Source organism: Streptomyces sp. SPB074 (assembly GCF_000154905.1).
Taxonomy (GTDB): domain Bacteria; phylum Actinomycetota; class Actinomycetes; order Streptomycetales; family Streptomycetaceae; genus Streptomyces.
This window is the reverse complement of sequence record NZ_GG770539.1, coordinates 2987276-3001492: the sequence shown is the minus strand read 5'-3', so window position 1 is coordinate 3001492 and position 14217 is coordinate 2987276. Positions and strand designations below refer to the sequence as shown.

Sequence of the window (14217 nt, the reverse complement as noted above, 5' to 3'; positions counted from 1 at the left end):
CATCAATAGCCCCTCAAGGCTGCTGAGATGTCACTGACGTCATGCAGCTGACCTTTGCCTACCCTGTCGATGACACTTCGGAGATCAGCGGAAGTGGGACCGCTCGTGACGCCGTTCCGTTGCATCAACTGCTCAACGGTAGCCTGAGCAGTTCGCTTGTTTCCATTGTTGAACATATGGCTTCCCGCAATATCCCTGATCACAACTGCCGACTTATCCCAGAAGCTGTTATAGCGACTGGCGTTAGCCAACGTGTTTGCTGGCGAGCCACTCAACAACGTCTCCCCACCGAAACCGCGGTTAATATCGGCGATCTCGTCCGGGCTGACACCCACCTTGAACCCGCCAGTCAGCGGGCAGTTGGAATTGTGAACCAGAACCGGAGTCTGCCCCGCCAGCACATAGTACGTGTGGTCGCGATCGACAGTGAGGTCGTAGGTGCGCTGATGCTTGGTGTAGTGGCGGGTCGCTGTGATGTTGACGACGGTCTCGTCAGTCGAACGGAGTCTGTCGCCGGGGTGGAGGTCTCCGGCGTTGATCCACGCCTTGTCACTGAGTGACCAGAAGGGGTGGGTGTCCGTCGCGGTGATCTTTGAGTTTTTGCCGTGGGCCCGGACCGTCAGTTCGGTGAATTTTTTGTCGTCGTGCGTGACGATCGTGCCGACTACCTTGCGCGGAGATGTCTTTCCTGTTTCCGGGTCGGTGGCGAGAACCTGGTCTCCGACGTCTACGTCTTCGATGTCCTTGGTCCCGCCGTCGGCGAGTTCCACGTCCGTGCCTGCGAGGAAGCTATGCTTGACACTTTCCTCCAAGCACTTTCCTGCCTGTGCCATCTTCTTGGCCAGCTTCTCCGCTTTTTCGGCCTCGTGGGCGGCTTTGGCGACCTTGGCTGCTTTGCCGGGCGTGCCAACGAGCGGAATATCGGTGAGAATCCACCCACACTCCGGTGATATGTCCCAGCACGCTTTCAGGTCAGCAGGGTCGAAAACGAACCCCTTGAACAGATCCTTGAAGTCGCGCCAGCGCCTGTTTTCACCCTTGGGTGCTACACCCGGAACGAGTTGGTTGTCGCGAGTCAGTGTCTGCTGCCGGTAGGCTACTCGATCGCCGTTATTGTATGTCTCGTCAGTGAAAACGTATGAACCATCACTGCGGGACTTCGTGGTGCTCTTCGTGAAGATCTGGTCGAAGCCTCCGTCCCGGTTCATCACGAAGGTTTCCTTTACCCCGCCCGCGCATTCGCCTCTCGGGCCGCACGAGCCGTCGACGTGCAGACCGGAGGGGTCGGAGGACGAGAGGGGGCTGTTTTTGCCGTAGCTGTACCCGTTGGTCTGTTGCGGGTCGGTGAGGTCCATGACCGGGTCGACGCTGATGAAGCGGCCGGTGGTGGTGTCGTATTCGCGGGCGCCGATGTGCGTGAGGCCGGTGGTGGTGTCGTCGACGCCGACGCCGAGGTAGGTGTGTTTGTCGGGCCAGTTGGTGGGTTTTGTTCCGCGTGTTTCGCCGTAGGGCTTGAATTCGCGGCGGGTGACCGCTTGGTTGCCGGTGAGTTCGACGGCGGTTGATGAGGTGCCGAGGGGGTCGGCGGGGGTGACGGTGAGGCGGTGGGCGGTGGTGGCGCCGTTGCTGGTGGAGCGGGTGACGGTGGGGGTGCCGGCCTGGCTGTAGCTGCGGGTGGCCTTGGTGATCTTTCCGCTGGCGTCTGTGGTGAGTTCGGTTTCGCCGAGGTACAGGGTGCTTCCGGTGGCGGAGTGCTCCAGGAGGCGGTTTCCCTCGGTGTCGTAGACGTAGGTCGTCTGGGACGTGCCGACGGTGGCCGTCTTCAGTTTCCCGTCCTGCGTCCACTTCAGGTCCTGGGTCCCGGTGGGCAGGGTGCGGGTTTCCGTATTGCCGAGGTCGTCGTTGACGTAGGTGCTGTTCTGGCCTGTGGCGGTGGAGGTGACGGCGGTGAGGGTGTGGGGCTGGGCATGGGTGGGGGCGCTGGTGCCGTTGCCGGTGACCTGCTTGCCGTAGGCGTAGGTGCTGGTGACGTTCTTGGTGGCGTCGCTGGTGTTGTGCTCGGTGAGGGTGGCGCGGTTGGCGGCCCAGTCGTAGGTGAAGCTCTGCCAGTAGCTGGTGGCGCCGGTGCTGATTGTGGTCGCGGCTGGGCCAGCGTCGGTGAGGGTGTCGGTGAGGGAGGTGTCAGGGGTGCCGGTGGTGTCCGCGGCGGTGTCGGAGGCGTCCGCGCCCCCGGCTCCGGAGGGTTCGGCGTTGCTCTGGTAGCCCCAGGCGCTGCCGGCGGTGTTCTTACAGCCGGTTCCCTTGCCGTTGGGGATGAGGTTGGAGGTCCAGGCGTGGACGAGTTGGCCGAGGCGGTCGTAGGTGTAGCACTGGTTGTCCCAGGTGCCGTCGCCGAACTGCCGTGCCTGGGAGGAGATGAGGCCGGAGGCGTCGTAGGAGTAGGTGCTGTCCGTGACGCGGTGAGGGCCGGCGGTCTCGCGGTCGGTCACGGTGCGCTGGAGGCGACCCGTGTGCTCGTCGATGAAGTTGGTGGTCCACAGGCGGGAGGGCTGCTTGCCGCTGACGGAGCGCAGTACCTCGCCGAAGGGCGAGTAGGTGGTGTCGGAGGTGTACCAGTCGATACCGGACGTGGATTCGGCGAGGCCGTCTTCGTCGTAACGGGTCAGGACGCGCTCGGCGGCCAGACCGCCCACGGCGGGCAGCGTGACGCTGAGAGGCTTCCCGGTGGGGGTGTAGGTGTACTGGTAGGAGTAAGCGTTCCGGTCCAGTCCCTTGGTGAAGTCGTTCTTAGGAATGACGATGTCTTCGCCGGTGGGACGGTAGGCGGCGTCGTAGCCGGTCACGCTTTTGGTGTAGTCGCCGGTACTGTCGCGGCGGGTCGAGGAGACAGGCAGGCCCAGAGCCCCGGGGAGCGTGTCGTACGTGTATTCCTTGACCGGGTCGCCGGTCTTGTCGCCTTCCCACACCTTGGTGATGCGGCCGAGGACGTCGTAATCGGTGGACGTGACCCGCCCGAGGGTGTCCGTGGACTTGGTCTGACGTCCGGCGTCGTCGTACTCGAAGCTGCTGTCACCGGAGTCGGGGTCTCTCTGGCTCTTGAGCTGGCCAAGAGCGTTGTAGGTGTAAGTCCACTCGGTGCCGTCGGGGGCGGTGACCTGGCTGAGGTTGCCCCGGGCGTCGTACTCGTAGCCGGTGACGCGTTTCGCGGTTGCGGCGGCGTTGACGTACTGGCGGATGGACGTGGTGCGTCCGAGGACGTCGGTGTAGGTGTCGGTGACGGGCGTGGTGGAGCCGGGCGCGTCGACCTTGATGTAGTTGTCGCCGTAGGTGGTGTACGTGGCGTACTTGAAGGTCTGACCGTAGAAGGTGGAGACCTGGACGGGGCGTTCGAGTCCGTCGTAGCGGGTGCGGGTCTTGCTGGGGAGCAGGCTGTCCGAGCGTCGCTCGAACAAGTGGGTCGAGGGCTCGCCCTTGGCGAGGTAGGGACTCGTCTGCTCGTTGACGAGGCCGTGGTCGTTGTAGCTGGTGTCGGTGATAATCCGGCCGCTGCCGTGGGCTTCGGTCTGTGTCTGGACGGCGCGTTGCAGGCCATCGTAGAGGGTGACGGAGCTGCTGTAGGTGCCGTCGTCCTTGAGCGTGCGGGTGGTGACGGCGGCAGGTGAGGTCGTCTTGGCATCTGCCACAGCCGCCTGGTAAGCGATCTGCACGTCCGGGTTGGTGGCCGTGGCATGCTCGGGCAGCCAGCCCTTGACGAGGCGGCCCAGTGCGTCGTATTCGGTGCGCGTGACCCGGTTGTTGGGGTCGGTGACCGTCAGGGCGGAGCCACGGCCCGGGTCGAATGTCGAGACGGTGGCACGGCCCATGGCGTCCAGGACCTTCATGGAGGTGACGGGGCCTCCGTTGTCCTCCGGCTTGTCGATCGCAGGGGTGTACTGCGTCTCGGCGGTGCCTTCACCGGGCTTGCTGACGGTCCGGGACCGACCCGCATCGTCGTAGGTGAGGGTCGTCTTGAGGCCGCAGCACTTCCCATCGCCGTCGTTCGTGGCGATGGCCGTGGCGTCCCCCTTAGTCGGTGTGGCGCCGTAGGTGCCGCCGTCGTAGCTGGTTTGGACGCTGCTCATCAGCTTGGTGGCTGGGTCGGCGTCGGCGGCGCCGGAGCACGGGGTCGCGGTGGTGCGGACTTGCTTGGGCAGGCCGATGATCCAGCGGTCGGCCGTTGGGTCGTGCACGTAGTCCGTGACGACGCAGTTCTGCTCGCTGAGGGTTTCGCCGCCCGACTTGGGCTTGACGACGGAGGTCTCCATCTTGACCGGCAGCCCGTAGGTGTCCTCGACCTCGGTCGTGGTGCGTACGGCCTCCCAGGTGGTGCCAACGGTCCTGATGGCGTCGGTGCGCTTGATCCCCGCGCGGTACGCCTTCACCGGTGTGAGGTCCGTGCCGTCTTCGCTCTCGCGCTCGCGGGAGGCTGTCTGCTTGAGCCAGGGGTAGTTCAGGGTGCGCTGGACGACTCGCCCGTCGGTGCGGTCGTAGGTGATCGCCTCCGCCGCAGTGCCTGCGAAGGGCTCGGCGTCGTCGTCGGTGAGGGTGTAGGTGCCGGTGGAGTCCTTGACCGTGCCGCCTGTGCCCTGGAAGTACCGGGTGGTCTGCGTCGACTGGGCCTGAGGGTCGCCGGCCTTGACGTTGCCCTTCTTCCCCTTGGTCGTCGTGACGCTGCGGTAGCCGCGCCAGTCGCTGTACGTGCGCAGCGACGGTTTGCTGAACTCGTCGTCGCTCTTGGCCCAGGCCGGGTCCTTGTAGGTGTACTGCGTGTAGATGGGGTCGCCGTGTGCGGCGACCTTGTCCGTCTCCACGACGGAGGCGACGACGTACTTGTTGAACCACGCCTTCGCGGGCTTCTTCTCCTCGCCGTCCGGCGACCAGCGCACCGGGAAGCAGGTGCCGTTCTTGCTCTCGGCGTCCGCGGCGGGCTCGGCGGAGCAGCCGCCTGTGTACTGGACTTCGATGTCACCGCCGTCGGGGGTGGAGACGATCCCGATGCGCGGGCGCGTGAAGGGAGGCCGCTGGTCCTTGGGGCCGCTGGTGACGAGGTTGGGGAGCTGGCGGTCCAGGAGCCTGCTGTGCAGGGGGTCGCGGCTGCCGACCGTGTATGCGGTGAAGCTGACGCCGGAGGCGGAGTCCAGGGTTCCGGTGCTGTCGCCTGGGGCGTAGCCGCGGTGGGTGATGGAGTTCAGCCACAGGCCAGGCGCGCTGTCGTACCACTCCTCGGGGAAGGACTGGTTGAGCTTCCAGCTGTCGACCTTGCCGAGGGTGCTCTGCCCCGGGCGGGCGGCCTTGGTGGTGATGGTGTCCAGGCGCATCTGCGTCCAGAACGACGGAAAGCTCGGGCACAGGTCCGAAGTGGACTTGCAGTTGAGGCTGCCGGGGGTGTCCCACCAGTAGCGGTAGGCGCCGGGGTCGTCCGTCTTGGCGAAGTTCGCGGACGCGCACAGGGTGGCCGACTCCAGGCACCGCTGCGCGGCGGTGAACTCGATGGTGGCAGCGGGCTTCGTCAGGTCCGCCCGCATCCCGTACTCGATGGAGGCCGGGTAGGCGGAACGGTCGTACTGCTCGGGGGACTTGTACTTCTTCCGGGCGCTGTAGTAGTTGGTCTCCTGCTTCCAGTTGACCACCGTCGTGTTGCCGTGCAGGTCGACGATCTTGTCGAGGCCCCACCGCCATGCCTGCTGCTTGCCGCTGCCGCACCGGGAGTCGGCGAAGGAGTTCTGGTGGCAGGGCTCGCCGGGGTGGTTGCCGAACACGGGGACGGTGGAGACGGAGTCCGTGGTGGCGTGCCCGCCGCCGACCGCGTTCAGGCCGTAGTAGTAGTCCGTTCCGTCGGTGGTCGTGACGACCCAGTACTCGCCGTCGTTGTCGTCATTCGTGCCGCCCGTGCGCAGTTCGACGCGGGTGCCGTCGTCCTGCTGGGGGCGGTAGACGTCCCCGTTCGCGCCGACCTTGACGAGTTCCGTGTTCTTCCCGTTCAGGGACATGACCGCGTTGTCCGACACCCAGCACAGGTCACTGGTCTTGTCGCTCTTCGCCGTGTTGTTCGGGGTTCCGGCGTTCAGCTTCTTCGTGTCGTCCGAGCAGGAACGGTAACGGCGCTCGATGTGGCCCGGGTCGTATCCCCAGCCCTCGCCGATCCACGACGACTGCGGCGAAGCGATCGCCGTCTTCCCGTCGACCTCCTGCGAGTTGTACGAAAGGGAGACCTGCGGGGTGGGCCCGGCGGGCGCCGGCGGAGTGGTGAGGGGGTAGGACCAGGCGAACGCGCCGGACGAGTTGCCTGCCGACCATTTCCCGCTCGACGCCAACGGCGTTGCCTTGAACGTTCCCCCGGGGCCGCTGCCGGAGTCGACGGCACCGACTACGGCCGAGGAACCCGAGGCGGTGGCCGAACTGATCGCCGTCTTCGCCCACTGCGCGGAGACGCCTTGCGTGACGAGGGGTGTGTTCGGGCGGGGCGCGACGGTGGCGGTGACCGTCTTCGTCAGGGTGTCGTTGGCGGTCTCCAGCTCCTCGTACTGCCGGCACTCCTCGACGTCCGGCGTCGTCCGGAAGCAGTCCGGGAACTGCACCAGCCGCAGCCGCGAGGCCCAGTCGGCACCGTAGAGATTCTGGAACTTCGCGTAATCGAGCTCGACCGACACCGGAACGGCATCCGCCGAAGGAGCATCGACCTGGAGGACGGCCCCGTCAACGCCCTGCTCGACCACGTCGGTGCGCGCGTCCAGGCTGACCTGCCAGGTGCCGGTGGGCGCGGGCTGGTCGGGAGCCTGTCCCAGCTTCACCGGCAGCGAGCCCACCGGTACCGCGTCAGTCGCCGCTTGGGCCGACAAGGTGCGAGCGGCGCTACCGGAGAAGGTCACCGTGCCCGAGCCTGCCGCAGGTGGTGTCGCCGTTCCCGAGGGCGCCTCGTGCTGGTCGTCGGGGACCTCGGCCTTCAGTGAGTCCAGGTTGACGTCGAAGGTCCCGCCGTCCACGGGCTTGTCCTGCTTCAGCTTCTCCAGTACCAACTCATCGCGACCCACCTCGGCCTGATCAGGGCTCGGTGGCACCGCGAGAGCCTGCGCCGGCAACAGCCCGAGGACCAGCGCCACACCGAGGACCGTCCTGGTGGCACGACGTGATGGACGGCGATGCGCGCGCCGCGATTGACCGAACACTGGCGGAAGTCCCCTCGGACCGTGGGAGCGAGACCAGACGGTCACGCGGGAGACAGCAGATGCCCGAGATTTTGTGACGCTCAAGTGAAGATCCGCTACCTGTGCAGCCTCTGTGTGAACATCATCACGCACTAAATCGTGACTTACTTGCCAGTCGCGAACTCTGCGCCCGAAGCGGCCATACATGGCTGTGCGGCGCAGTCGGCGCGTAATAATATATTCGCCCTACATGCATCTTTACTGTCCTTCCAGTGCGGGCTTTCATGCCTATTGATGTGCATTCAGCACCTGCGCGTGAGGCGCGGACTTCAAGCGGCCCATCTCGGGGGTCCGTGAAGAGGGCCAAGCCACTGCCCGTGATCGCGCGTTTCATGTGTGGAGATTCCGTGACCTCTGGTGTGTGGGCGGGGCATCATCAGCACGCTGACCGCGCTCATCACTGCCCCCGGCATGCGAGGCCGGCGCGTCGCACAGCCACGCCGGGTCGTTGTGGCCGGGCCCCAAGGGGAGGAATACGTACCGTTGTTGTCGCAACAACAGAGGCACCGCAGGCGCGGCGCCCTCGCAGCCGGCGGACTCGCCGCCGCGATCCTCGCCTCAGGGCTCACCTACGCCGGGCTCCACGACGACCCCGCGCAGTCGGCCGAGGCGCCCGCCCGGCCCCCAAAGGCCGCACCCCGCACGGTCGACGCGGCTGTCGCCGCCGCTTCCCGCACCGGGAAAACCGTCGAGGTGACGGCGCTGCGTACGCCCACCTCCACGACGTGGGCGCGTCCCGATCACCTGATGGAACGCCGCATCACACCGGTGCCGGTCAGGGTGTTCAAGGACGGCGAGTGGAAGCCCATCGACGCCACGCTCACGCGTACGAAGAGCGGCTGGGAGACCAAGGCGACCAGCGCCCGCATATGGTTCTCGCCCGGCGGGCGCGGCGAGGGCAAGCGGTCGTCCCGGTCGGTGCGCCGCGTGCCCCTGCTCCAGCAGGCGGCAGCGGCTGACGCCGAGCCCCAGACCCCGCTGGCGTCCCTCGATGTCGGCGAGCACACCGTCCAGTTGACGTGGCCCGGTGCCGTACCGACGCCCATCGTGGACGGTTCCCGCATCCTCTACCCCGAAATCCTCCCCGGCGCCGACCTCGTCCTGACCGCGAGCGACGGAGGATTCGCGCAGCTCCTGGTCGTCAAGAACCGTACGGCCGCCGCCGACGCCCGCGTGCGCCAACTCTCCTACGGGCTGACGTCGAGCACCCTCGTCTTCCGCATCGACCCGCTCTCCGACATCGTCTCCGCCGAGGACAAGAACGGCGACGAGGTCGCCTTCTCCCCCTCCCCCGTCATGTGGGACAACGCCGGTATGCCCGCAGTGACCGATGGACAGGTCGGTGCGAGCGCGCAGCCCTCCACTGCCGAAAGCCTTCCTCCCGCCTCATCCGAAGCGCCCGACGAGAGCGTCACCCCTACTCCCGAGGAAGAGGAGGTGGAAACGGACGAGCAGACCGACACGAACCCGGAGGTGCTGCCCAGCGCCAGCGATGAGGCTGCTCCCTCCCTCTCGGACGAGCCCCTGCCCTCCGTTCCTCCGGAGCCCACCGCCGCCCCCAGCCAGTCCGGCAGTGCGGCCACCCTCGGCCTTCCCTCACTGGACGGTCCCGGCCCTGACAGCCACGGCTCCCTCGTAGAGGCCGACTTGGTCGGGGACCAGTGGCTCATCAAGCCCGACGCGGACTTCCTCGACGCCAACGACACCGTCTACCCCGTCTTCATCGACCCGTCGTTCAACAAACACATGAACAGCTGGACCACCGCCTACAGCCGCTACCCCCACTCCACGTTCTACAACGGCCGTAACTTCAACAAGGGCGGAACTGCCGAAGCCCGCGTCGGCTTTGAGTCCGACACCTGGGGAACGTCCCGCTCCTACTTCAACATGGACTTCGGGTCGGACCTGAAGGGCGTCAAGATGGAGGACGCCACCTTCCGTCTCCTGGAGACGTACTCCTGGTCGTGCAGCGCCCGGTCGATGAGTGTGCATGTCACGGGAAAGATCGGGTCGAAGACCAACTGGTCCAACGCTCCCAAGCTCCACGACGGCAACAAAATCACAAGCCGCTCCTTCGCCCACGGGTACAAGTCCGGGTGCAGGGACGCGTACGAGAAGTTCACCGTGACCAAACAAGCCCAGGCAGCAGCTGACGACGGCAAGGCGACGATGACCTTCGGCCTTCGCGCCTCGAACGAGGACTCGCAGTACGCCTGGAAGAAATTCCGAGCCAACGACAACGACGGCGCACCCATTCTGAGGCTGACCTACAACCGCAAGCCCTCCGCCCCCACCGGCCTCGACCTCAGCCCCGACTCCAAGTGCACCACCACGGAGCCCTACGTCCGCATGGGCGCCGAGGACATCACCTTCACGGCCAGCGCCGCCGACAAGGACGGCAACCTCGACTACCTCGACTTCGACCTGTGGCCCACCGGCAAATGGGACACCACCAAGGACCTCCTGAAGACGACGGGACAGGCCAACCTCTCCGGCTCCTCCGCCAAGGCGACCACAGCGAAATTCCCGACGAGCAAACTCACCAACAACACGCTCTACTCATGGCGTGTACGAGCCGTCGACGACCGCAAGGCGACCTCCGCCTACTCCCCGTCGAAGACTCCCTGCCGGTTCATCCTCGACACCTCGGCCCCCAAGGCGCCCGAGGTGACCTCCACCGACTTCCCGGACGCCGATCTGAGTGACAACGGTTTCGGCAACGGCAACGAGGACGCGGCCTGGAGCACCAAGAAATTCGGCACTGCCGGCTCCTTCACCTTCCGCGCGCTGAACACCGACGTCGTGAAGTACGAGTACAGCTTCAACGGCGGCAACTACAACTTCTCCCGCACCCGCACCGCCGGGACCGCGACCTCCGTCAAGCTCACCATCACAGATGCCAAGCCGCCGACGGCCGGCCCCAACGTCCTCTTCGTACGCACCGTCGACGGAGCAGGCAACGTCTCCCAGGCCACCAAGTACTACTTCTACGTCTCCCCACGCGACGAAGCCGACGCGCCAGGCGACTTCACCGGCGACAAGCTCCCCGACCTCATGGTGGTGACCGAAGCCGGCAACCTCGCGCTCTACCCCTCCCAGGGCCAGGCAACCGACGTGACGAAGGGCAGCGGCGACCTCGACTACTCCATGTCCGGCGCCTACCGTGCCAACCCGAGCAAGGACCCCGCAGGCGACGACCTCCCGCCCTACGTCTCCGCCTCCGGCCACTTCAAGGGCAGCACCCTCATCACCCACAACGGCGACATCTACGGTGGCGACGGCCTTCAGGACCTCGTCGCCCGCGTCGGCGGAAAGCTCTGGGTCTACCCCGGCGACGGATACGGAGCCGTCAACACCGACAAGCGACGCGAGATCCTCCTCCCGTCCAACGCGCCCGATCCCTCGAAACTCATCCAGATCGTGGCAGCGGGCGACATCACCGGGGACGGGAAAACTGACTTCTTCGCCACGGCTGGAGACGGTCTCTGGGCCTTCACCGGCTACAACGGCGCCGCTATCGCCACCGCAATCCACCTGACAAGCGCGTCCTGGCTCGACCGGGACATCGTCATGGTTCAGGACATCAACAAAGATGGCGCCGCCGACCTGCTGTTCCGCGACGACCGCACACAGAAGCTGCAACTCCGCCTCGGAAAGAAAGCCGCAACCGGCGGCACCGACCTCAACTCCCTCGCCGTCGCCGCCAACTCCGTGACCGGCGTGGACGACCCCTACAGCGGGGGCGGCTGGACACGCGCCAGCATCCCCTTCGTCATCGGCACCCCCGACGCCAACGGCGACGGCATACCCGACGTCTGGACCGTCCGCAGCGACGGCTCCGTCCGTTTCTACGCCGGAGATAAAGCCGTCCTGCCCGGTGCGGGCACCACCATGATCACCGCGAACGACGCCTGGAAGAAACGCATCGCAGTCGGCTGAACCGGCACCCGGACCGGGCCGAGGAGGCGCTACTGCCACCTCGGCCCGGACCCGTTCTGAGCCTGTCGCCCCCTCCGCGACTGTCAGTGCACGCAAGCGGCGCCTCGGCGACCGAGCACGCCATCGCGATGGCCTTCTCCGACTAGCGCCAGGAACCCGCCACCTCCGACGCGCTTCAGATGGCGGGCTGGACGAGGAACCGGACGCTCCCGTGCATCAAGCCCGCCAGTCGCCCGCGCAAGGGCGGCTTCAAGCAGAGCGCTGAGTTCATCACCTGGGGCGTCAAGGGCACCTACAGCACCCACACCAGGCGGGACCTCTACCTGCCCGGACCCCTTCCAGGCCGTCGTGTCGATCGCCCCGGCAGGTCCCTCACGTGGGGCAGCATCGCGTTTGACGATCCGTAGATCTGGGTGCCCTTTCTCCCGCTCCGTGCCCTCCGGGTAACACGGGCACCGGGCGGCGCATTAGGGAGCGTATGTGGTTGTGATCTCAGGTGGTCCGGGTGAGGTCTCTGAGCCAGATCATCGAGGCGCGTAGGTAGAGTCCGGCGAGGTAGCTGTCGGGGGTCTTGTCGTAGCGCGTGGCGATGCCTCGCCATGCCTTGAGCTTGTTGATCAGACGCTCGACGGTGTTCCGCTCCTTGTAGAGGTCTGCGTTGTGGCTGACGGGCCGGCCGCCGTGGGAGCCCTTCTTGTTCCGGTTGGCGGCCTGGTCCTTCTTCTCCGGGATGACCGCTTTGATACGGCGTTTGCGCAGGTGGGCACGGTTGCCGCAGGACGAGTACGCCTTGTCTGCGGCGACCGCGTCCGGCCGGGTGCGGGGACGGCCGACGAGCCCGCGGACCCGTACCTTCCCCAGCACTGGGATGAACTGCGGACTGTCGGCGGCCTGCCCCTCGGTCAGGATGAACGCCAGCGGGCGGCACCTCCGGTCGCCGGCGACATGGATCTTGCTGGTCTGCCCGCCCCTGGAGCGTCCGAGCAGGGCGGCCTTCAGCCGAAGTTTGCGTCGGCGCCGGACGCGCCGTCGTTCTTCCCGCCCGGGATCGCTCCCGGCCTCCTGCCCGGTTTGTTCGTCGCAGCCGCCCCCTTTGACCTGGCCTTCTCCGCCTCGGCGGCAGCCTTCTCCAGAGCGGTGAGGACCTCCTCGTCCAGGTGCATGCCGGCCGCGTCGTGGTGGGCACGGGCGGTGGTGGAGTCGATGCTGACCAGGGACAGGTCCACCTCACCGCGCTTCGCGGCTTCCGCGATCAGGCCCTCCAGCAGGGCCTCGAAGACCCCGGCGTCACGCCACTGCCGGAAGCGGTTGTGGACGGTCGACCAGGCGCCGAACTCTGCCGGCATCTCCCGCCACTGGCCGCCCGTCTTGAACCGCCAGATCACGCCCTCGAACTGCTGCCGCAGCCGCTCGGGGTACGGGCCGTACTCGCCGATCGGCAGGTACGGCCCGATGAAATCCCACTCCGCATCCGTCAGTTGCATACGAGTCACCCATGAAGGCCTACCCGCCCAGGACCCACCACGCAGGCAAAACCCGCAGATTGATCACGACCAAATACGCTCCCTAGGGCGCGGTTCCCGCTGATGGGTGGACCAGATGAGGCCGTCCGCCTTCTCTGCGAGGTGTTCTGCATGATCCCTACAACGCAGAAGCGGAGCACAAGTAGCTCCGGCCCAAGCCAACGCGTGGCAGCGCTGTGGCAGGACGGCCGTGGACGTGGCAGCAGTAGGTGGACACGGTGGACCAGCACGCACCGTCTGATCAGGCAAAACAACCCTGCGCGGCATGACGTGGCACAGAAGAGCACGATCTCTGACGGCCTCGTAATGCGTAGGTCTCGGGTTCGAATCCCGAAGGCGGCTCCGAGAAGGCCCAGGACAGATAGCCTCTGACCTGGGCCTTTGTGCTTTTCTTGATCCATTCTCGGCGGTGATGTGTCCCGTTCGGGGCACCATGATCGCCACCGGTGGACAACCGGTGGACAGGCGTGCAGCGGGCGTGCAAAGCGGTGGACAGGCGGGGGCCGGCCGACCGGCAACGGGGAGGCGACTTCAAGAGCGCATCTGCGGTCGACGGGTCGTAATCCGTCGTGAGTGCTCTTGGGGGGTTCCTATAAACCGACGTCGTCACCGCGCCGCCTGGTAGAGAATCGGTCGGTCGGAAGATCACGGTGGAGGGGGCGGTCGTGAACGTGATGCGCTTCGACGCGGAGGTCGGCGAATTCGTCCTCGGCGTCCGGGAGGAGAGCGTCCAGCTCCTTCGGGGCATGGGCACGATCTGTCTGCAGGTCGGGCTGGATGTGAAGGCACCCAGTGCGACGAAGGCCGGCAGGTTCCTGGCTCTCCAGACCGACCTGTACGGGATCGCGAACCCCTACCAGCGGACGCTCGTCGGACGGGGCACGGAAGTGCTCGCGTTCACGCCGGAGACCGGAGTCGAGCGGCCCGTCCTCAAGTTCCTCCTCACCTCGGCCCAACTCCACGCCATCAACGAGGCTCGCGACGGCGACCTCCGAATGGAACTGGAGGTCACCGGCACGCTTCCGCAGGCCCCCGGCTACCCCGGTAGCACGACGGAGGTCCTGCACTTCAGCGTGGCAAAGAGCCGCTGGATCGAACAGGTCTCCGCCCTCGGCCCCGCGGTCGCGTTCGAGATGCAGGTCCCGTTCCCGTTGGAGGGCGACCCCCGCGCGACGCCCGCCCGGTTCCTGCGCTCAGCCCAGCGCCGACTCCTGGACGACGACATCGAAGGCGCGATCCTGGAGGCCCGTCGCGCGCTTGAATGGATCAAGGACCACAGCGGCTGGAAGTGGCCCGGCGGCAAGGACAGGTTGCAGCGCACGCAAGACGAACGCTGGGCTTGGATCCGTCTCGCCGTCGAGGACCAGACGAGCGCAGCGGTTCACAAGGACGCGGTGACGTCGGCGTTCAGCTACAGCCGGGACGAGGCGAAAGCGCTGATCGCCATCGCCGCAGCGCTGTTGACGGTCGTGGATGACCCTCTCTGAGCAGCCCAGCGAGGCCATGAAGCG

3 protein-coding genes and 2 pseudogenes are annotated in these 14217 nt (G+C 66.4%); 3 read left to right on the top strand and 2 right to left on the bottom strand.

The features are described from left to right. Positions 1-2: 2 nt before the first annotated feature. The gene (locus SSBG_RS12300; RefSeq protein ID WP_008746458.1) at positions 3-7391 is read right to left on the bottom strand and encodes a polymorphic toxin-type HINT domain-containing protein; all 7389 of its coding nucleotides are present in this window, start codon (positions 7389-7391) and stop codon (positions 3-5) included. Positions 7392-7730: 339 nt separating this feature from the next. On the opposite strand from SSBG_RS12300, the gene SSBG_RS12295 reads away from it, so the two are divergent. Then, positions 7731-11183, top strand: coding sequence for a DNRLRE domain-containing protein (locus tag SSBG_RS12295; protein WP_008746457.1), 3453 nt, complete (start codon positions 7731-7733; stop codon positions 11181-11183). A 104-nt stretch (positions 11184-11287) separates the two neighbouring features. Then, positions 11288-11515: pseudogene (locus SSBG_RS34565) on the top strand (site-specific DNA-methyltransferase); the annotation flags it as partial. Between the two features lie 160 nt (positions 11516-11675). On the opposite strand, the pseudogene SSBG_RS31015 reads toward SSBG_RS34565, so the two are convergent. Further along, positions 11676-12676 (bottom strand): annotated as a pseudogene (locus tag SSBG_RS31015) (IS5 family transposase). 695 nt (positions 12677-13371) lie between these two features. On the opposite strand from SSBG_RS31015, the gene SSBG_RS12275 reads away from it, so the two are divergent. Next, positions 13372-14193, top strand: a complete 822-nt coding sequence (locus SSBG_RS12275) for a hypothetical protein (protein ID WP_158677768.1) — start codon at positions 13372-13374, stop codon at positions 14191-14193. Positions 14194-14217: the final 24 nt, after the last annotated feature.

Bases quoted from the DNA above. Each gene is read 5' to 3' on its own strand.
- SSBG_RS12300 (WP_008746458.1), bottom strand. From the start codon at position 7,391: ATGTATGGCCGCTTCGGGCGCAGAGTTCGCGACTGGCAAGTAAGTCAC.